Source organism: Desulfosarcina ovata subsp. ovata, from assembly GCF_009689005.1.
Taxonomy (GTDB): Bacteria; Desulfobacterota; Desulfobacteria; order Desulfobacterales; family Desulfosarcinaceae; genus Desulfosarcina; species Desulfosarcina ovata.
Genome location: NZ_AP021879.1, coordinates 6,860,403 through 6,883,418, shown reverse-complemented (window position 1 = coordinate 6,883,418; position 23,016 = coordinate 6,860,403). Strand labels below are relative to the sequence as shown.

The 23,016-nt window shown below is 55.3% G+C and carries 7 protein-coding genes and 1 riboswitch; all 7 genes read right to left on the bottom strand.

Annotated elements, in window-relative coordinates; genetic code table 11:
• Positions 1-5 precede the first annotated feature (5 nt).
• Positions 6-9,743 carry a filamentous hemagglutinin family protein gene (locus GN112_RS30180; RefSeq protein WP_155313537.1) on the bottom strand — a complete coding sequence of 3,246 codons (9,738 nt, stop codon included), beginning with the start codon at positions 9,741-9,743 and terminating at the stop codon, positions 6-8.
• A gap of 56 nt (positions 9,744-9,799) precedes the next feature.
• Entirely contained in the window at positions 9,800-11,293 is a 1,494-nt protein-coding gene (locus GN112_RS30175) for a ShlB/FhaC/HecB family hemolysin secretion/activation protein (protein ID WP_162459181.1), read from the bottom strand.
• Between the two features lie 420 nt (positions 11,294-11,713).
• The gene (locus GN112_RS30170; RefSeq protein WP_155313535.1) at positions 11,714-13,063 is read right to left on the bottom strand and encodes a thioredoxin family protein; all 1,350 of its coding nucleotides are present in this window, start codon (positions 13,061-13,063) and stop codon (positions 11,714-11,716) included.
• Between the two features lie 37 nt (positions 13,064-13,100).
• On the bottom strand, positions 13,101-13,982 hold the full coding sequence (locus tag GN112_RS30165; RefSeq protein WP_155313534.1) for a peptidylprolyl isomerase: 882 nt from the start codon (positions 13,980-13,982) through the stop codon (positions 13,101-13,103).
• Positions 13,983-14,243: 261 nt separating this feature from the next.
• Complete coding sequence (locus GN112_RS30160; protein WP_155313533.1) at positions 14,244-15,647, bottom strand: type 2 periplasmic-binding domain-containing protein; 1,404 nt, start codon at positions 15,645-15,647, stop codon at positions 14,244-14,246.
• A 69-nt stretch (positions 15,648-15,716) separates the two neighbouring features.
• The gene (locus GN112_RS30155; RefSeq protein ID WP_155313532.1) at positions 15,717-16,514 is read right to left on the bottom strand and encodes a VPLPA-CTERM sorting domain-containing protein; all 798 of its coding nucleotides are present in this window, start codon (positions 16,512-16,514) and stop codon (positions 15,717-15,719) included.
• Positions 16,515-16,574: 60 nt separating this feature from the next.
• Positions 16,575-16,668: riboswitch (cyclic di-GMP riboswitch) on the bottom strand.
• Between the two features lie 263 nt (positions 16,669-16,931).
• The gene (locus GN112_RS30150) at positions 16,932-22,985 is read right to left on the bottom strand and encodes a PKD domain-containing protein (RefSeq protein ID WP_162459180.1); all 6,054 of its coding nucleotides are present in this window, start codon (positions 22,983-22,985) and stop codon (positions 16,932-16,934) included.
• Between the last annotated feature and the right edge of the window lie 31 nt (positions 22,986-23,016).

Sequence of the window (23,016 nt, the reverse complement as noted above, 5' to 3'; positions counted from 1 at the left end):
AACCACTAGTCATTGACGGAATCTTCACTCGACGAATCGGTTGTGTCATCCGTCTCTCCGAAACCGACCACCTCCACGGCGATCCACTTGGGTACCAGATTCCCGGAGATGTCTTCGACGAATTTTGAAAAGCGTTCCTGGGCATTGGCCAACCCCGCTTGTTCCTCTGCGATTTTGCTGGTCTCGGAAACCGCCCCCGATCCGGCAAGGGCGCCCAGGCTGGTCGCGGCCAGGGAGGTGTCGGGAACCCCCACAGCGGTTCCGCCCACTTCAATATTTTGGACGTTGACAACCTCGATCGCCGCCAGGATGATATTGCTTCCTGCAATGCCCGCCTCGCCAGCATCGATCTCACCGGCAGGTGCGAACAGGTAGATATCTCCCGCATCGGGTTGATCTATTGGCCCTTCAGGGCCGTCCGGATCGTAGGTCAGACAACGTATGCCGCTGCCCACCGATGGGGGAGACCATTGTATTTTAAGTTCGCCGTTTTCATCTTCTACAAGTTTCGGCGAAGATGCCGTGATCGCTGTTTTAGACCCTTTACCCGCGTTAATATTTCCTTCCTGCGACCAAACGGTGATGTCTCCCATATCGTCTTCCCCACCGAGGAATGTCATAATACGAGACTCATTGACATTAATGTCCCCGTTGGCAAAGATATTGATGGCACCGCCGGAGGTGGTGTAAATACCTGTATTTGAACCTTCATCGCTGGACGAAGAGATTGTGGATTTGCCGACGTTGATTTCCCCGGTAGCCACGATATAAATATCACCCACCCCGACTTTTGCGTTGATCTCAGAATTGACCATATCTATGTTGCCTGTTATTCCACTGTCTTCTGCAGCCGTCCCGGCAAAGTAAGAATCGATAATAGTAGCGTTGATCTCATCGAGAATTTCTTGCGCGTTAATGTCGTCTCCTTCAGCCAAAGCCTCACTGTATACCTCGCCTTCTTCTCTAAGGCTTTCAAAAAACATCGCCGTGTCACCGACCAGGTCTATAATCGCTTCTGCATCCAGCCCAAGCCCAGCGAAAATATAGAGCGTCATTTCCGAGTTCGACAGTGCCGTGTTATAGCTGCTGCTGACCAGTCTAATTCCTTCGGAACTTCCCAGGTCGATGCTGTCTCCGGCGGCGACGATCACGGTACCAGGCCCGCCGATTTCGATACCGCTGTTATACGTCGTTATAATAGAAGTCGTGTAGATGATATCCCCGCCGGCATATACGATCGTAAGGTCATCCGCATCAATGTTTTGCCCAAAGAGAAACAGGTTCTGAATGTCGCCGCCGGCAATGATTTCCGAGGCCTTGGGAATGTTCACATTCAGGTTGCGGATATCTCCGCCGGCGGTAATGACAACCGGTATCTCATCATCCAAATGCAAAATGGAGTCAGCATGTTCCGATTTACTGGCAGAGACGAGTGCATCGGCGATATCTTTTGCATTGAAATCGCCATAGATCGAACAATAAACGAACGACAGGGCCATATCGGACATATATACCGTATACGATCGGTCCGCGTCGGAATCGGCCCGAATATCGCCACCGGCGGTTAACGAAAGGTTCCCCGTCGCCGATGGCACCATGTAAAAAGAGTTCTCCAAAATGATATCGCCGGCGGCATCGATGGTCAGCGAGGCGGGCAGTATCCGTCCCCTCGACATCTGTTTCTCCTGGGAGTACGAATAAAACCTTGATATCCCGGTAAGGGTGACATCACCACGTATCGAGGAAAGCGACACAGCGGTTTCCGTGGTATAACCCAACATCCATGATGCGTCATAATTGAAATCGTCATTGGCGATGGTCGGGTTCAGTATCGTCCCCAGGGTAATGCTGCCCTGGGCGGTCAGTTCGACCTCGGCACCGAATACCTCGATGGGCTGATTTTCAAGTCCTTCGAGCAGGCCGAAGTTTTCCATGGTGTTCAGGCTGGCACGTCCGTCGTTGATCAGAAACCGGCCGTTGAGATCGCCGCCCGCATTGATGCTCAGATCACCCTGGCCGAAGGTTCCTGCGGCGCAGGTGACGTCTCCTGCGGCGTCGATGGCGATACTGCCGCCCGCCATGGTGACGATGCCCCTAGCGCCTCCGTCCGAATAATCCGCATGGTAGTAGATATCGAGTGAACTAGCGTCCCAGGCATCTTTTTTCAATGTACGTCCATTGATATCCCCGCCGATATTCAGGACGATATCCCCCCCGTTGGTATATTCCCAATAGAAGAGAGCCATTTCTGCGGGTGTCGCTTCGGGGAAAGTCTCGGAAGTCATAGGTGCTTCGCCGATCGTACGAATCGCTCCCGTGTAGTTGCCGCTGGTAAGGGAGAGATCCCCTTCGACGACCAGTCGAATGTCCCCGGTAGCGGTTTGAATGCCGCTTCCATTGTTGCGGTCGGCTTTGATTATTAGATCTCCCCCGGTGTAGCCGTACACCGACCCGCTGAACGATCCGATGTTGTAATCCATTGAAGAATTACTCATGGGATCCAGTGATCCGGCGGTGCCCACTATCGTGTCACCGGCCGAAGCGAAACGAATAGCATCGCTTTCGGTATAGACCAACACGCCGTCTGCAATCGTCAGCGTTCCTGTAACAGTGGACGCATCTGTCGCCAGCGGGTCACTGCTCGTCAGGTTCGCACCGGCGATCAGATTGATCCTCCAAGTGTCTTGTGCCGTATCTTCCCGCAGTGTTGTTAAATCGACAGTGCGAATATCGGTGATGTTCTCGTCGATTGTCAGGTCGGCGGCACTGCGCAGGGTCAAAACGCCATAACCGATTTGACTTTCGTAATCGGAGAGATCAACAGCCTCGCTGACGCTCAGATCGGTTTCCGAATCGATCTCAATGCCCGCGATGACCGTGAAGATATCGTCGACGCCTTCCGCTGTGTATGTAAAATTGAGGTTGGTTAGCCAATTAGCAGCATCGCTGACGAGTCCGTCGAGGTAAGTCGAGGTAACCGTGGTGCTTTCATCCGCCGCGTATCCTTCAACGGTGATCTTTGAAGCACCCGTGATATCGCCGGCAAGGGAGACCTTCAGGCTGTCGCTGGTTCTCAGGGCACGCAGATACAAACTCCCGCCAGTGGCATTCTCTCCAGAACTGCTCAGGATAATTTCAGAGCCGGAACGAATATCGATGGACCCTTGCGTTGAATAAAGACCAATTTCCCCGCCGTCGCCCGCATCCGTGGCCTGGGCATTGAGCATGCCGCTGATCACGATATCCTGGCCGGCGTCGATCTCCAGAGACCCGCCACCGTAGGCACCGGATGCGTCCAGGGTGCCCGCCACGGTCACGCTGCCCGTATCGGCGACCAGGGTAATCGTGGAGGCGGCCAGACTGTCCGTGGTGTCAATCGCGATATCGCCTGTGCGTGCCCGCAGATCGATATCCTCGCTGAATCCACTGCCGGTCAACAAATCGGACAGGAGAGCGAAATCGTCGATGGTCAGGTTGTCCAGCACGAAGCTGCCCCCCGTTCCACCATTGGCCTGACCGTAGAAATTGCCCAACAGTTGCACGCTGCCGTTCCGGGCCACAACGGAAACGGTTCCCGCGTCCCCCTGATCGCCGGCCGAGACATCCACCACAGCCCCGATTGCTACCTCCACAGCCCCCTGACTGCTTTCCAGGTTCACTGTACCCCCTGCGGCGTTCTCCGTGCCGGCCGCATCCAGGGTCGATCCAGAGCGCAAGACGACATTGTCGCCGGAATCCGAACCCGTGGCCGCCAGCGTAATCGTGCCCGAAGGGCTTAAAATCGTCCCGCCATGGTCAATTGAGACACCCTGTAAGGTGATCGCTCCGCCGTAGCCGGTGTCCGTGTCGGCCGTGTTGCCGTTGGAAGCGGTGGTAATGGTTCCCGTGCTGCTGGCCAGGACGATATTGGCCGCCGTTATCTCCGTGGTATCGTCCGCCTCATCGCCGGTTGTTTCAATCAGGGTTGTGACGATGGCAGCCGATTCGATTTCCAAGTCACCTTCGGTGGACAGTGTGCCCTCGCCGGCCACCACCAGGTTGTTGGTAACGGTGATGCTCAGGTCGGCGGCCCCCAAAATCGCCAGGCTGTTATAGGCATCGTCATCGGCGTCATCATCGGCCATTTCCCCAAGCGTGATGGTCATGTCGTCGGCGGCAAACGAGATCGACCCCGTATCACACGAGGAAGTCCCGGAAATATCGGAAAAGGTCTCCCCGGTCAGGCTGGTGTTCTGCAGGATGATTTGGGATGCTGCTACGGTCACGCTGCCGCCGTCAAGAACGATGCTGTCGCTGTCCAGGATCAGGATGCCGTCGGCCGCCAGGTTCACATCGCCCATGAAGTCGATCTCCGATCGGCTGGACAGATTGATAGTGTCAATCGCTTTGATTTTTTCCCATAGCTCATCGTCGATGATCAAACCATCCAGGGACACCAGGCCGCCGCTATCGGAAGAAATGACAATTGTATCGCCAAGGAGGCTTAAAAGACTGTTGTCCACGACAACGTCTCCGTCAAGGTCGATGGCGGAGGTATCGATTGCGATTTCATTGGTGGCATGAAGGGTGGCGGATTCGGCAACCGTTATGCTTCCATCCGAGGAATCGAGCGTGAGCACGCCCCCGTCTTCGTCAGTGGCGCTGAGCGAACTGTCCGCCTCGACAACAATACTGTCGGTGGCCGTGACGGTGATGTTGGCCGCCTCCAGGGAAGAACCAGATTCAAAAACCACGCTCTCGGTAAGACTCACGTCGCCGAGCGTAACGTCATTAAAGCCGCCGTCACTGATCTCGTTCGCATCGATGTACAGGCTTCCCGCCACATCGTCCGGTAATTGGTTGGTGTAAGCGAAATCGTCGGGCAGACTGGAACCAACCGTGCTGATTATAATGTTGGTGCTGGCCATGGATAGTGTGCCGCCCTCGTAACTGTCGTCCAGGGCCGAGGCCTCGAAGGTGCCGTCGAGCACGATCGTATCGGCCGTGACCGAGAAATCACCGCCGTCGCCAACGGTAATCCGCTCGATGCTGAAAGTTCCCTCGGCCAAGACATCCGTAGCTTCACGAACACTGTAGAAATGCTGCTGGGAGGCGGTGAAATCGGTTCCTGCGATAATCGTATATCCTGTGCTCACCGCATAACCGTCATCGGACTGGGTCGTATTGAAAGCGTTTGTGACCGTCCCCAGGTCCTCAATGATCATCGCTCCTTCCAAGAAAGCGTAGGATTCGTCGAGAAGCGTATAAACGCCCGCTTCGATCAGTTCGTTGCCCGCCAGGTAGACGGCCTCGCCAGGGAGAGAATCCGAATAACCGGGAATAATCACAGAAACCCCATCCAGCGGGTCCGAGGAGCCATTGACACTGGCAAGCCATTGGTACCCAAAAATCTCGCCGCCGCCCGAAATATCTACACTGGCACCATCCTGCAGGATCACCTCTTCTCCGATCAAAGTTACCGCCGTCTCCGGGGCCACATCGACCGTGGTGGATAGACCTGTGGTGGCGCTTTTGTCCGTCACCTGCCAGACGATGCCCTCATCGTCAAAAAAGCCGTAGTTGACCGATGTCTCTCCGGACACGGAAAGGACACTGTCGCTGTCCAGGTAGATGCGTCCGTCTTCGCCGGTAGCGGTCAGTTCGAGTTGGCCCATGGGGGCGTACCAGCGCCCCTTGTGTTGGATGTTGGCGGCCTCCAGGGTTAGGCTGCCGTACGCGGAATAGACCGGATTGGTCGAGTCATCGGCTGTGGTTGCCAGGGTGGTGACATCGCCTGTGGTCACAATGGAAAAAAGGGTTGCGGTTGTAGGATAGACCCGGTCGGCGTCAATAAGCATGTCCGCCCCGGTTTCGAGAAGCCCCCACCATTCGTTCAAATCGCTGGTGGTGTAATAATAATCCTCAAGACGCAGATCATCACCGGCCTCCAGGCTTACAGTCGCAAAACCGGAGAGCGTCACGGCACCTTCAACGTCGATCCAGTCGGCGGAAAGGCTCAAATCACCGGACTCCACAGTGGGCGATGTCTCGTCATCGGGCAGGTAGGTATTGGTCAGTACGAGCCACGGGGCGGTCAGGGTAACAGTCTGGCCGCTCGTCGAGATTACCGGAGCGTCCAGGGTCAGTTTACGCTCGAGACTCACGTCCACGTCGTCAGTAAAAATCAATTCGCAGGCACTAGCCATGGTGATGTCGTCGAATCCGGACCGGATGTAGGTCTCAAGCACTGCAGATTGAAGTTCATAAGCCTCGTTCACGGCGGACTTATACACGGAGAGGGTCCCGCCGTGCATGCTGTCCAGCGTAGCCTCTCCCCGAAGTTCGCCTTCCAGTATAAATTCATCGAGGTAGGTAATCTCAATGGTCCCCGGCGCCCCGGCGACGGTTTGGGATTGATAGGTACCATCTGCAGTTAGATACAGGGAACCCACCGGTTCAGATCCGGACACGTCCAGGACGGCCTCCGCCATCACGATCAGGTCTCCGGCTGAAGTGAGAGAAATCGTTCCACCGTCTAAGGCTTCGTACGCCGCGTCCGACGCAGTCGTTAGGGTTTGCTCGACCGGCAGGTTGTCGGCGGTAGCTGAAACCAGCGCACCAGACTGGATTGTCAAGGCCATGCCGCTATCCGCTGATGTGGCCTCAAGTTCGATGGTGCCTGCCGGGGCCGATACCTGCCCGGCAATGTCCACGGACGGAGCAGTAATGTCGATGGTGCCTTGGGGCGCAACCGTCACGATGGTTTCGGCATCAATGCGCACCGTGGCCAGTTCATTCTGATCGGTCAGTTCGTTTGGAAGGATGTACTCGCAGTTAGAACTGCTCAACGTCTTTCCTGCACGAAGGGAGATGGCCGATTCGCCGACCTCGTCAAGCGTCACCCGAACAATTGCCTCGCCGTTACCTGCCGTGAGGGATGTCTCAGCCGCGGTATAATTCGCCGCATCCTCCTCGTCGGTGCTGTCGGCGCTCAGTTCCGGGCCGGTCAGTCTCAAGGTGGACGGCGTCAGAACCACTCCGTCTTCGACGACCAAGTCGGTCACGCTCGTCAGATTGATCACCGAAGCCCCCGTGATGTCGATCTGATCGTCGCTAATGGCCAGGAATTCAGCGATATCATCGGTCAATGGATCGGTGGCCCCGAAATCCTCAGGCAGAGCCGACACCTGGGTCTCCGCCGTCACGGTAATCCCTTCGGTATGCAGATCGAGAGTGCCCCCATCAGCATCGGAAAGTGCGTAGGCGTAAAGGTCACCATTCAGGTAAATCGATGAACCTGAGATCTCGATCGTTCCGGCATTGCCGCCGCTGATTGTCCCATCCCCGTCGATCCGCCATCCGCCGCTGACATCGATCGCTGCCTCCGGCATGACCATCACACCCTCACCAGAATCGGTCCAATCCGCCAGGATGACCGTGCCGCCGTCGATCTGCCCCGGATCCGAAGCTACACCATCCAGTTGCGCCACCTCGGTCAAATCGACTTGCTCCCCGGAGACGTCGATGAGGCTGCCTGTGCCCAGATAAATTCTTTCGTATCCAAGGGCTTCGGCATCGACGTACGAATCGCTGTCTTCATCGGCACTCTTGTTGTTGGACAGAACCAGGCTGACATTGCCCTCGGGAATGATAATTTCGCCATAATGTTCGATATGCCGTCCGGCCAGCGTCAGGGAACCGGTCGAATCCAACTCGATTACTGCATCGGCCTCGACAACGACGCTTTCACGGACCGATAGGGTGATGTCGTTTAATCCCGATTCGCTTAAAAGCTCAGCCGATACAATGGATTCGCCGGACCAATTGTCTATATAATTCGCTAAATATTCCGAAAGATGGGTGGACGAATCGAAATCGTCTCCCAGCAGGCAGCTCTCCGATGAGATGGTAATCGCGGTAATCACCGGGTCTCGATCTTCCCAATAGCCGCCGGAGTAAGCCCCGCCGACAATCAGCTGGCCCGCCTCGGGACGTTCAATTCCGAGGGTACTCTGGTAACCGTTTTCATCACTGTCCTCGGAATCCTCGGTCTGGTAGACGCCGGTCGTGACCGATCCGTCCAACGTACCATTGAGCAACACGACCGGTGCAATGACGGTCAGCGAACCGGCATCATCTCCCTGAATATACCCCTCAAAATAGTTTCCGACGGCACTGGCTGACCCGGTATGGTAGACACCGTCGTAGGATGTGGACATGCCGAAACGTTCATTGGTGTCGGTAACTAGGTTGTCGGGGCCGATTATGGTGTCGTAATCCAAACTATCGGGTGCATCCGCAATGGTATAGACATCGGTTCCCGAAATCAGAATCGTTGTATTGGTCACACCATCGAGATAAACCCATCCGCCTCCCGAAAAGTCGATGGTCGACCCGGACCGGGCGATGACGTCGCCGTTCGCAGAGGTAATCTCGATGCTGCCGCCGGCCGTGCTGCGCTCTAGGGCGGTTTTCTCATCCGTGGTCAGCGTACCGGAGACATCGCCGATGCTCGACCCTTCCACCAGATTGAAATAAATCGTCTGCCCTTGCAGGATGCTGTCCTTCTGGGCGTAGTCGTCCTTGAGTTCGACGCTGTTGAGCTGAACACTGGCCACCGCCTCTTCGGCCGGCAAAACCACCCAACTGCCGCTGACGTCAACCAGGGCGTTCGAATCCAGATACACCCGCTCATCGCCGCTCAAAACGATATCGCCGGACGGTGCGACGATCGATCCCTTAACGTCGATGGTGCCTTCGCTTTCCAGGGTAATTTTTCCGGTCGAAAAAGTCGAAGACTCCGTAACGGTTTCATCCGATTCGGATATGGGGCTGCTGGTGAGGCTGCCTTCGGCGAGAACCAGTGCCTCCTTGGCTTTTAACACGACCTGGCCCTTCTGGCGGATGGCCGTCACCGCCTTGACCAGCCCCTCTTGATTGACCACTTGTCCGAACATGCCAATATAGCCACTGTATGCATCCAGGGAGCCGTCGGCGAAATTAACGGCTTGGTCGGTGGCGGATCCGCTATAGCTGACCGTATAGGTTTCCCCGCCGGTCGTTTCATTTTCCGTAACCGCGACCTCGGACCCGGCCGCCAAAATGATGGTGCCCAAAGGAGCAGTAATGGTGCCATTGTTCTCCACGGTGGATGCGATGAGCATCACCGTACCGTCGTTGTCCGTTTCTATTGTTCCGTGATTGGAAACCGCCACGGCCGATGCGTCGTAACCTTCCACCCCCTGGTAATTTTCGGCGGCAAAGGTCATCAAATCGTCCTCGAACGCATCCTGAGCGATGTTCAAGGAGGAAGCCACCAGCCCATGCACATCCACGCTCGACCCCTGGCTGAAAAGAATGCCGTTCTGGTTGATCAGGTAAACGCTTCCATCGGCGGTCAGTCGCCCGAAGATCTGACTGGGATTTTGATCGTAAATACGGTTGAGGGCCGACCAATTGGTATTGCCCTGTTGGTCAAAGTGGGTCCAGGCATTGGCACCGATGTCGAATGACTTCCACTCCAGAACGGCTTTATCATTCGTTTGGTGAACGATCAGCTTGTTATTCCCCACTTGCTCCAGACTGGATACGTTGCTGACGATACTCTGGATCACCGGCAGTTGGTTGGCCGATGGCTGCACCAGAGTGCCTGAGGACCCATAAAAACCGGGAATATTTTGCGCGGCGAGGGTCATCGGGAAAATAATCAGGTCAAGCGCCAGTATGAAAGCCAACAGCCGCTTCAGTAAAAATGACGGTTTCATCGCTTAATTTCTCAGCTGAGGGTGCTTTTTCGCATTGATATCGACAATCGCTTTCATCAAAACTGAAATTTGGTTAAAAAATGGACCACATGATCCCCATAATCGGTATCCGCGGTGGATTCCAGTGCCATGCCCCAATCCACCACGGCTTCGAATTGGTTGTCCCAGGCCAGCCGCAGACCGGCACCCGCCCCCTGCAATTTGGTTTCGCCATCTTCTCCGGGCAGGGGGTCGATTTTGGACAGATAGGCCACATCGTAAAAGGCCTTGAGGTTGATCTTAAACCGGCTATCGGCAATAAAAGGGCCGGCCAGATCCGGGCTGTTCAGAACGGCGTTGCCGAGTACCCCGTTGTCTCCGCTGGCTTCGCTCTCCCTGAATCCGTGAACGCTCATCATGCCGCCGGCGGTGAACTGTTCGTTGGAAATCAACGGCTGATCGGCAAGTTGCCCGTTGGCCTTGACCTGCAGGCTCATGCCGCCGGGAAGGTTCTGGGCCCGTTCCAGCCCCGCGCTCAAGACCACGTAGTTACCCCGGGCATTGTAGCGCTTGTATTCGAATTCACTCTCGTCGCTCACCAGCCCCCTTAATGCCAGGCCCAATCCGAGGTTGAAACGGGTGACACCGGTCTCCCCCTTCAAAGAGGAACTGTAGGAAAGGCTGAGCGGAAGGTAACTGACGGGGACGGTTTCGGATTCCTCACCGAACTGTTGATCTTCATCGAAATCTTTGTAATCCACGCCCAAAGACAGGTTGTGCGCATAATCACCGATGCCGGTTAGGGGGATGATCTCGCGAAATCCGACGATGGCCCCTTTTCCGACCACGGTAAAGTCCCCCCCGAAGGCCGTATCGCTGTCCGATATCACCCCGTAAAGCACACTCATGTTATCTTTACCGAAAAAGGATGGCCACACATAGGAGCCGGAAAAGAGTTCTACCTCCTGAGTGTCCTGGGGTGAGGTTTGAAACTGAACGGATATGGTATGGTCCTTCTGCCACAAATTGTCGTAGCGCAGCATGCCGTTGAGCCGCAGTTCCGTGGTGGCGTGGGTGTTGCGGTTGTTGAGTTCCAGGCTGCCGTGCAGGGGTAGCTTGTCCTTGACCTTGAGCTCCACATCGATGGTGCCCAGTTCCTTGCCCGGCATGAGCACCGGCGCCACCTTGAGGTCCGGGTTGCGGTTCAGTTCGGCCAATTCGGTCTGCACGTTGGGAACATATAGAATTTTTCCTTCCTGGAAGGTGGGCAGGGCGTTCAAGATCTTCTCCATGGTGAAAAAGCGGTTGCCGGTGATGCGTACCCGCCGGATCTTGCTCTCGATCACCTCTAGGCGGATAATGCCGCCTTCCACGGTCTGTTCTGGGATATTGGCCAGGGCGGTGGGGTATCCTTTCTGGTGGTAGTAGCGTTCCAGGGCAGCGCGGGCCTTTTCCACATCTTCAGCGGTTTTGTCGCCTCCCTGGTATTGGCGCAATGCGTCCAGCAGCGTTGATTCGGAAAAGATGGTGTTGCCGGTGATCTCGAAGGCCTTGATGTCGAACCGGGCCATATCCTCCTCTGATTGAGCCCATCCGGGACGACTGATGCAAAGGATGAGAATCACCAGAAAGCCACTAAACCAGCTGAATAAGAATTTCCGACAGAAACTACCGAGCCGCCACGTTGAATGGGTCTTCGTCATATCTCTCCGCAATTCGATGTGAAACAGGTTTATATTTTAATCATTCGCCCTGTCGGAAAGTATTTCCAGGCTGACCGGATTCACCTTACAAGAGAAACCAATCGAACCTGCAGAACCGGCAAATACTCACAAGGTAAAAGTATTTGGGTTTGCTTTCAGTTTTTCGCGGGCATGGTCCGTTCCTACAGATCTGACAATGGATATACATCGTTTTCTTGTAGGAGCTGGCCATGCCTGCGACCATATTTTCAAAATGGGTTTCACATGCGGCAACCTTGCCAGCAAACATTAGTCCGCGGACTTGCAATGCTGCGATGAAGCAGTAGATTGCTGCTTGGCATGAACGATGGCTTTCGCAAGAGTCTTCCCCGTCAGTATGTTCTCCAGATACAAAGCAAGCGTGCCGCCGTCCTGGAAACCGCCTATTTTTTCCAGGATGTCTCCCTGACTATTCATCAGGACGATCATGGGATAATTCTCTTGACCGAAGATTTCTTTATACACCTGCTCTTTATCGGAATCGATCTTCAGCCAAACGAATCGATCATGGAACCGTTTGATGCGCGGGTCCCGGAACGTATTGGTAAGCAATCGCTGACTCCAATGGCACCATTCGGCGTAAAGCACCAATACCACCGGTTTGTTCTCCTGTTCGGCAAGCGCCATGGCCGTGTTGTTATCTATATTCCAGGGAATTTGGATTTTCTCGAACTCACTGAATTTTTGAAGGCGGTGAACCGCAACATCAAAAATCAGATTCGTACCGGCCAGCGGATGATTGTAGTCCACATAAAAATGATCTGCATCTTTCTTAGTGATAACCCCCCGCTTTCCCTCTGCGTCGAAAATCGCTCCAATCAACGGTTCTAGGGTGATCAGGACACTATCTTCTTGAACCGAAACCGTAGCTGCGCCGAAATCGTCCTGGTAGGTCTTGCCATCTGCGGCCATGCTTTCCAGAGTGACGATCCCGTTCTGCACACCGGTGACCCGGGATGGGAAGTATGTGGAAAAATTGACCGCTTTTCCAGTCTCCGGCGCACTTTTGAAGTTTTCCAGGTAGCTGTTTACGGTCAATCTGGCAATTTTCGGCAGCACCCGTCGCCGCGAATAGGCCTTCACCTTTTTTTCCTCTCTGGCACCGAATCCTTTTTCTGGAGTAACCTCAGTTTTCTTCCTCTCTCCCGAATGCATACCCAGGACAGCATGACCGATACCTGGAAAAAGCCCTGCAAAGCCTGCCAACACAGTTTCCGCGCCGGTTGCCTTTCCAGACTGTCCAAACAAATCGGCATACCTTTCGTCCATTCGCGCAAACATTTCTTCTTTAGTGGAGTAGACCACTTGCCCCTGTTGATCGACGACCGTGTAGTCCACCTCCACCATATCCGCCGGTTGAACTATATTCGGATCTTCCTTCAGCTCAATAAAAATTTCCTTCTGACCTTTTTCTTCTGCTTCTTCAATGGATTGTTTAAGCATTGTCTGAAATTGCTCATAATCGCTGACCATCACCTCTTTGGGAGCAACCGCCGGCTCGGCCTCTGCAACAATCGCGGCAGCGCCGCTGCCGATCATGCTTAAACCAATAAGAAGTATAAATAACGAAAATTTCCGTACACCTGCGATACTATCCATGGGCTTTTTTCTCCTTAACCGTTTACCCGTTTACAGGTTATTCTTTTTTAGAATCCGATTCCAAGTCGAGCGCGGCATGATCGTTTTCTTTCTTTACGGTCACTTCGCAGGATAGTTCGCGTCCACCGAAGGGATGCTCGAAATCTATGATAAATAGTTTATTGGTAATGTCCACGATTCGTCCGATATAAGGGCCGACCCGTATCAAACTTCCCGGACGCCCCTGAATCTCTAGGTTATAATGATCATCCTTTTCCCGGACAATCGCTTCGCCAAAAGATGGAAGGGTTATCCTCTGGCCTTCTTCAGCCAGATAGCGTATCGTCACGCTGTCTTTCTGTACGTCCATGACCCTCCATTGAAGTGATCTGTCTTCAAACAGGATTTCTCCGACTTTCGGTTCCTTTCCAGCAACCTTGATGAAATCAGCTTTCGGCATGTCGCGCTGCTTCGGCCTCCGTATGATCTTAGCGATTTGCAGATATCTTTCCATTTTCGGCAGGTTTTCGATCGCTTCGGATGCAACGGCCAAATGCAGGATCTGGTCATATGCTTGGCCAATAAGCTGTTTTCCAAGGCGATAGCTGATCTCCTCTTGCAGACCGCGAGTAATCGGTTTTCCGGTTTTTTTCATCTCACGATTGACCATCAAGGGAATGGATCCATAACTTTTCATCGGTACAAAGGCGTGCGATACCTGCGCCTCTTTTTCGAAGACTATTTGTTCTTGCGTGGAAGCCAGAATGTCGCCATTTTCTATGCGACATGTGTAATCTACTAAGACCGCATCCCCTGCGTTTATTCTTTTTACTGATGTGGATGTCGTAGTGCACCCGTATAGCATGCTGAGTGCCAGGGCACCGGCTATAATCGTTCTCCCCAATTGAATATTACGTTTGCACATCATAATTCCCATCATCGATGTTTTTCTCCTGTATTGTTCGGTTTTTACCAGTGTTGAACAGGCAGCAGCAGAATGGTATCGTTGCAGTCTGATTATGACGAATAGATGTTTATATATCTGGCGTGTTAGCGATCGATTAGCAATCGACAGAACAAAAAAAATTAGTATTGGCCTTTCTGGGAGGGTAGTAAGAAAAGCTCTGGAGTAAAAAAAAAAGAGGGCGGGTCTTGAAAAAAAGATCCGCCCATCACTTTTTTAATTTTGCGAGGTTAGAATTTACGGAGCGTAATTACCGGTTTTCTTGGGCCATGTAAAATCATCGGCCTTGTAAACGCGCATGTCACCACCGGCGACCCAGAACTCTTTTCTACTGCAGGGGATGTTGTCACCTTCGGAAGCATAGGCGCACAATTCTGCGATTTTTTCTTTTACTTCCGTGCTCTCATTTTCATCCCAATAGAGCCACTGGGCTGACCAAAAGTCATAGACGCCGTATTTTACCCAATGAGCGTTGCCGTCAGCGCCCATGTAGGTCAAACGTACGATATTTGTATTTTTATCAGAGCCATCCGGAGCGCCACCGTTTTTATCAGAATCAGCGTAGCCAACGGCACCGGCGCCAACAGTATCGATGCAGGACATCATATCCGAAGAGCCTTTGTTGAAGTAAACGACGGGTGTAGCCCCCCCCATATATGCGAATGAGCCTGGCAACACTTCCGTTTTCGCCAACACGGCGTCGCCACGAAAAACATCGGCATCCAGAGTGGCATGCGTCCCAGAACCGGCGTGACGCATGCAGGCGGTAATCGCCTGGGCGGAATAACCAAAGTCTGCCCAGTTATTAATATGGCCTGCAAATATAAGGGTAGCCATGAGCCGGGTCATGTTACCGGTAATGCTGCCCGGAAGAATGGTTGTGTCCCACCAGCCGAACAGTTCCGGATCGCAGACGCCAGCGTACAGCGCTTCGAGATCGACAGTGCTGTTGATGGCGGTGTCCTTATGAGCATAAAAGGAGAACGGCACGATGATCGGCTGGCAGTTATCCAAACCAGTGGTGTCCTCTGGATTGGCATAGGAATCGTACCATCCTCCGGAGGTATCGGGACCATACAGCTCGCCATGGGATTCCTGGCCGAAGGTTTCGCCGGCAACATCCGAGGCGCCGATTGTAATGTCCTTGCAGGTCAGGTCGTCAACGGTTCCGGCAGCAGCAGGGTACGTCCCCCAAGTAATGCTGGCATTATCACCATCCGAGTTGTCCCAGTCAGGAACGGCAGCTTCGCCGTTGGCGCAATTATCGAAGGCGGTGGAGCCTTTCACGGCCTGAATCCCTGCGATGGAAGCGAAGGTGGTGTAAGTGATGACCACATGCTCACCGGTACCCTGGCAGTCAAAACCCTGGGCGGCGCCTGCGTCACGGGTATCTACCGGAGTGGCACCGTCAGGATTGATCAGCGTATCGGTATCTGTAACATCCTCTTTGAGCGCATGCTGAACAATTCCTTGGCAGTCGGCACCACTTGGGCTTGCCAAAAATTCGGGTGCGGCCGAGGTCCAAAACTTGTACTGTGCAGAGGCACCGAAAAGATGGATTTCGATCGTGGCCTGAGCCGGGGCAGCGATCATGAAGGCTGCCGCGCCGATCAGAGCGCCTTTAACGACTTTTTTAAACATTTCTTTCTCCTCTTTGTTTTCTTGTTGGTTCGTGAATCATTTTAATCGCGATTTAGCCATTGATACTGTTTAGCTGTTCTTTCTGCGAATACCGACAAGCCCGATCAGTCCAGAGCTAAGCAGCCAGACGGCAGCGGGAACCGGAACCGTGTTGTGAGTGGCATTCAACACGACATCGCCAGCCGAATAGCCGTCGATGTTGCCCGCGCCATAGATGGTAATAATCGCTTCCCAATCAGTATCAGTAACCACGCTTTCAGACCCATATGCATAGTTGTAAATGTAAATATCGATATAACCATCAGTATCGATGCCGGACAAGGTAGGCATAAACCCGGTATCGTAAATTAAACCAGCATAATAGCCGGTCGTACCAAGAAGTTTTGCTGCAGAACTGTTGTCGCTCAAAGGTGAGTCGATCGTTACGGGACCGGACAAGTTTTCATATCCACTATTGTAGATTGACTGTACAACGCTTACGAAAGCTAAGGCATCAATACCGGTAGGTTTCGTTGTAGCAGTAACACCTGCAAAGGCGTTGGCGAAGGATGCATAGTCAGTTTCGGCGCTATAGATTGCCACTGTGGAACTGGTGTCGGAGACATCAATGCCAGTGGCCAAAATTGTTCCGTCCGCTTGTGCCAATGTCAGGTCTACGTCATATCCAAGTTCATATCCAATCTCCACCGTATCGGTGTAAATCGATAGCGCAAGAGTACTTTGTCCCGCGGAAGTATCTATAGTAAAATTTGCCATCGCGTTGCCGGCCCCGGCAAATACAACCAAAGCAGTTGCTAATATCGTAATAAGTTTTTTCAATTTTTCCTCCAAAAAAAATAACTGTTTTTTTCCAGGCGGATCAGCCATCCTTTGCAACGCTTCTATGACCTAACGCTAATTTTTTTATCCAAGTATCTAACATGAGTTTACTGGATCAAATATCTTTGCGCGGTTTTATTTATCGTGCTTAGGACCCGTATCTTTCCGTCCTCCGGTCACCCGGAGTTTGGCTTTTTCTGGAGGTTTGTGAGTTCTTTAATTTTACTTCATGAATGAAAGGAACGGAATCGAATTAATCGCGTCGTCTTTTTCACCTCCTTTGTTTGGGTGGGTATTGGTAGATAAAAAAAGCCCGAGAAACGTTGACTTCACGTTACTCGGGCTTTCTGGTACTCTGACGAGTCAGCAAAGGACCACGAACGATTTTTATGCTAACTTGTGACGTTCGAACTGATTGCTTTTTACGCGCCGTTTATTAGGCGATTATTAAAGCTATGTTTTATGTCAGTTAATTTTCTTTTGATGAGTGATTCCAAAAATTGCGATTCCGGCGAGCAGGGCCAACACCAGCGATGACAGGCAGGGCCGGCCCGAAACGTCCATGCTGCCGATAAAACAACCCCCGCCGCCTCCACCGCCACCACCACTACCGCTGCTGCTGACTTCGCTCTCGTTTGAAGCGTCTCCCCCCACGGCGTAGAGGGAGAAGTGGTCCAGCTCGCAGACGAGCCACTGGTTCGCCTCATCCAGTTCGACGCCGTCGATGGCCGTCCACTGACCGTCGTCGTACCAGTAGACGATCAGTTGATCGGCGGTCAGCCCGGCGCTGTCAAGGGCTTCCTGACTATAGGGGATATAGACCGTCACCGGCGGATCGAAATTGATGTCCGACGGATCGAACTCGATGGCGGCACCGATACCGATGGCGCCGTCGGGCAGATTCGGTGGATCGGCCACTTCGCTGACTTTTACGGTGAGACTATAATCCTCGCATTCGTCGCCGCAGATCGTCGTCAGCGTCTGTGCATCGATCACCACCCGCAGGCCATCCAGATTGCTACCGTTATCTTCGACCACGATTTCGACGGTTTCCTCGTCGGCGGCAAACACGGTCTGCCGGGCGACCAAGTCTGTTTTCCAAACAGTGGCATCCAGATCCACGAGAAAACTGGCCGTTGCGGTCCAGTCGCTGGTTTTTTCGCCGTCGTTGGCCCTGGCGCGCCAGTAATAGGTGCCGCCGTCGGCCAGGGCACTCTCCATCGACCAGGCGGTGATCAGCGCGTCGTCGGCCTGGCCGGTCTCGAATTGCGCGATGAACGCGGTCAACGCCGCATCGGCATAAAGTTCAAATTCTATGCGGATCGCTTCACTGTCGGCGTCGGTGGCGTTGATCACGCTGAGTTCCGGATAAAGCGTGTTCACTGTGCCGCCGTCATAGGGCTGATTGATCACCGGATCGGTGGGGCGATAGGTGTTGGCATCCACCGTGAATCCTGCATAGTCGCACCACTGGCCACAGGTTTCATCGTCGCAGGCCCGGGCGCGCCAGGCATAACCGCCGCCGTTTTCGATCTCCTCGACACCGTTCGCCGTCCAGGAGACCTGACCGGCTGCGCTGTCCGCCAGGGCGAGGCCGCTCCTTTCCGCAATGGTCTGGTCGAGATTGTCTGCTGTGTAGAGTTCGAAATCGTAAGTCAGACCGGCATCGTCATCATCCACGTCGGTAGCCGTTTTCACGACGAAGGTGGGCCCCAGGGTATCGACGCTGCCTCCGTCAACCGGGCTGTAAACCACGGGGATTCCTGGCGCATCGTTTTCCAGGTTGACGAAAAAGGTACCCTCGCTCCAACTGCTGGAGGCCGTCCCGTCGTGGGCACGAACCCGCCAGTAATAGGTCGTGTTGTCGTCCAGCGTTCCCGGCTGCCATGCAGTGATGCCACCGCCGGCCTCCGCGATATCTCCCGACTGGATTAAATTCTTGCTGTCGTAAGTATCGACGGTATCCAGTTCGAACTGGTAGACCAGTTCATCCCCGTCGGTATCGACGGCATTTTCTATCTCCAGGTCCGGGGTCAGCGTAGCGATGGCGGAACCGTCGTCCGTCGAGCGCAGCAGCGGTGCCGTCGGTGCGGCGTTGGTTGCATTGACCTCGAACCTGACGGCATCGGTCCATTCACCGGTCATGCCGGTGTCGTCGATGGCCCTCGCCCGCCACCAGTAGATCGTGTCTTCGTCCAGCGTTCCGCTTACGGTCCAAGCGCTGGTGCCTTCATCGTAGACGATTTCTTCCGCCTCGCTCGATAAATAATAGTCATTCACGCCGACATCGCTGCCGGTATAGACGCGGAACCCATAAATGAGATCGTCCCCGTCCGGATCGCTGGCGTTGGTTATCTCCAGGGTGGGGGTGGCCGTGGCCACGCTGTCGCCGTCGGTTGGCGACGAAACCACCGGCCGGCCCGGCGGCTCCTCGACGGCGTTCACGAAAAAGTGGGCCGTCGTCATCCAGTCGCCGCATTCTTCGGTGCTGTCGCAGGCCCTGGCGCGCCAGTAGTAAGTGGTGTTCTCACCGAGTTCTTCGTCCGGTATCCAGAATGTGGTCGCCGTCCCCTCGACAATCGCCACCGCGCTCTGGACCAGGTTCTCGATATCCTTGTCGTCATACACCTCGAAGTCGTAGGTCAATGCCGCTAAAGATTCATCGCTTTCATTGTCCGCGTCGACCGCATTGTTGACCGAAATAACGGGACTCGGGGTATCGACCTCACTGCCATCCTTGGGGGTATTGACGCTGGGCGAACCCGGTGCGTGGTTGTTCAAGACGGTGATGGCGACCGTGTCGGTGGCTGATAAACCGGCCGAATCGGTCACCGTCAACCTGAAGGTCAGCGTGAGACGGTCCACGCTCAAAGCCGGGGCCTGGAAGGTGGCGAACTCGCCGGATGCGCCGCTCAAAGCGATCCCCGCGGCGGTGGTCTCCTCCCAGAGGTAGGTCAGGCTGTCTCCCGTGTCGACATCATCGGACCCGCTTGCGTCGAGAGTGACCGTCCGTCTTTCGTAAACCGTTTGAGCATCGCCCGCATCGGCGGTTGGCGGATTCAGGACATCGATCACACAGGTCGCCATCGCGCTGCCGCCATGGCTGTCGGTGACGGTAAGCAGCAGGGTCAACAGACTTGTTGCCGGCGCCTGGAAAGAGGTCTGGTTTGGATTTGCCTCATCCACAGTAATAACCACGCCATCTTCCACTTCTATTGGGTCCGCTTCACTGACCACCTGTTTCCATTGATAGGTGAGCGTGTCGCCGATGTCCGGATCCGCGGCGCCGGCGCTCAGCCAAACCGTCTCTCCTGCGGTAACGGAAGAAGGCGCGTCGATCGAGGCGATCACCGGGTTCTGGTTGACAAATTCGACGGTCACCACAAGGAAGTCGACGCTCGCAAAGCCCCCCGCATCGGCCACTGTCAGCATAAAAGTCAGTTCCGCATCGGCATCCACTTCCGGGGCGGTAAAGGTCGCCTTGGCCGGATTCTCCTCGTCGACGGTAATCGTGACCCCATCTTCCACTTCGGCAGGATCTTGCTCGCTGACGACCTGGGTCCACAGGTAGGAGAGGCTCTCTCCTTTGTCTGGGTCGCTCGAAGCGCTGCCGTCCAGGATCACAGTCTCGCCTTCGGCAACGCGCTGGTCGTTACCCGCATCGGCCGTTGGCGCCTGGTTGATGTTGGTAATCGTCACGGTTACCGTATCCTCGGCGCTTGCACCGGAACCGTCAGTTACCGTCAGGCCAAAAATCAGCACGGCGCCGTCTGCATCGACGGCCGGAGCCGTAAACGTCGGTCGGGCCACCGTGGCACTGGACAAAGTGACGCTGACCGCTTCGCTATCCTGGCGTACCCACGCATAGGTCAGCGTATCACTACCATCCGGATCCGTGGAACCGCTGCCATCCAGCGTCACCGTCGCCCCCTCGGCAACGCTCTTGTCTGCGCCCGCATCGGCCGTCGGCGCATGGTTGATGTTGGTGACCGTCACAGTAACTGTATCTGTCGGCGTGAAACCGGCACTATCCGTTACCGTCAGCCGAAAGGTCAGTTGGATGTCCTGGCCGACGGCAGGCGCCGTGAAGGTCGGTTGGATGGCATTGATGTCCGAAAGCACGACGGTGGTTGCCTCTGTCGGGTTCAGCTGCTCCCATTGATAGCCGATGATATCGTCTGCACCGTCCGGATCAGTGGTGCCGCTGGCGTCCAGGGTAACGACGGTTTGCTCCAAAACAGTCTGTTCTTCCCCGGCGTCGGGCACCGGCGGCTGGTTATCGCCCGTGGAGACGTTGACTTCGCAGGTCGCCGCGTGGCTCCCGCCGTGGTTGTCGGTCACGGTCAGGCGGAACGTCAGGGTAGCGTTCGTGGACGGCGCCGAAAACGTCACCAATTCGGCTGCGGCCGACGGAAGCAGCGTCACATCTGGGCTGCCGCCAATCTGTTCCCAGGCGTAACCAGCGATCGAATCGCCGCTGTCCGGATCGGTGGAACTGCTGCCGTTCAGGGACACCGTCTCTTCGGCGTTGACGTTCTGGGATACCGGCGTGGCAATGGCCACCGGCGGCTGATTTACGAATCGAACCGTTACGGCGATCACATCCTCGTCCGTCGCACCCTCACTGTCGGTCACGGTCAGGCGGAATGTCAGGGTTTCGTCAGCATCCACAGACGGAGAGACAAAGGTCGGTGACATGGTCGACGCACCCGTCAGAACCACCGCGCTGCCGCTCTCCTGGCTCCACGCATAAACCAGCGTTCCAGTGGCCTGGTCCGGATCCGTGGAGCCGCTGCCGTCGAGCGTCACCGTCGCCCCCTCGGCAACATCCTGATCCTCTCCCGCATCGGCCGTCGGCAACTGATTCACGTTGCCGATCGTCACACGAACCGTACCCTCGTCCGTCGCACCCTCACTGTCAGTCACGGTCAGGCGGAACGTCAGGGTTTCGTCGGCATCCACAGACGGCGAGACAAAGGTCGGTGACATGGTCGACGCACCCGTCAGAACCACCGCGCTGCCGCTCTCCTGGCTCCACGCATAAACCAGCGTGTCAGTGGCCTGGTCCGGATCCGTGGAGCCGCTACCGTCCAGCGTCACCGTCGCCCCCTCGGCAACATCCTGATCCTCTCCCGCATGAGCCGTCGGCGACTGGTTGACGTTGGTGACCGTCACGGTAATCGTATCTTCCTCGGAGGTGTTCCCGGAAGTGTCCGTTACCGTCAACCCGAAGATCAATACCGCTCCCTCGGTTTCGACTGCCGGCGCCGTAAACGTCGGCTGCGCCGCCGTCGCGCTGGACAGGGTCACCTCGACCGTTTCGCCGCCCTTGCGCGCCCAGGCATAGGTCAAATTGTCGCCGTCCTCGGGGTCACTGGAGCCGCTGCCGTCCAAGGTCACGGAAGCCCCCTCGGCAACACTCTGGTCGGCTCCCGCATCGGCCGTCGGTGACTGGTTGACGTCGCCAACCGTTACGGTTACCGTATCTTCCTCGGAGGTGTTCCCGGAAGTGTCCGTTACCGTCAGGCCGAAGATCAACACCGCGCCCTCGGCACCGACTGCCGGCGCCGTGAACGTCGGCTTGACCGCGGTGGCGTCGGACAGGGTCACCGCGACTGATTCGCCATCCTTACGCACCCAGGCATAGGTCAAATTGTCGCCGTCTTCGGCATCATCGGAACCGCTGCCGTCTAAGGTTACACTGTCCCCCTCGGAAACACTCTGATCGGTACCCGCATCGGCAGTCGGTGCCTGGTCGGCGTTGGTGATTGTCACTTGGACCGTATCTTCATCGCTGGCGCCGGAACCGTCCGTTACCGTCAGCCCGAAGATCAACACCGCGCCCTCGGCACCGACTGTCGGCGCCGTGAACGTCGGCTTGACCACAGTGGCGTCGGACAGGGTCACGCTGACCGATTCGCTGTCCTGGCGTACCCAGGCATAGGTCAGCACATCACCGTCATCCGGATCCGTGGAGTCGCTGCCGTCCAGCGTCACCCTCGCCCCCCCGGAAACGCTCTGGTCGGCTCCTGCATCGGCCGTCGGCACCTGGTTGACGTTGTTGACCGTTACCGTTACCGTATCTTCCTCGGAGGTATTCCCGGCGGTGTCCGTTACCGTCAGGCCGAAAATCAACTCTGCGCCGTCGGCACCGACTGCCGGCGCCGTAAACGTCGAGCTGACCGCCGTGGCGTCGGACAGAGCAACACTGACCGACTCGTTGTCTTTGCGTACCCACGCATACGTGAGGTTGTCGCCGTCCTCGGGATCACTGGAGCCGCTGCCGTCGAGGGTCACCAGAGCTTCCTCGTCAACACTCTGATCGTCACCGGCATTGGCAACCGGGTCCTTGTCGATGTTCCTGTTGAGCACCACATCACCAGCGCTGTGACCATGCATGCTGGTGCCGTAAATGGTAATAACGGCGACGTAGTCAGTTCCGACTGAATCAAAAAAATCATACTCGTAAAGATAGATGTCAACGTAACCATCGGTGGCAAGACTGCTCAGGCTTGGCATATATCCAATTTCAGTAGTAAGGCCACCATAA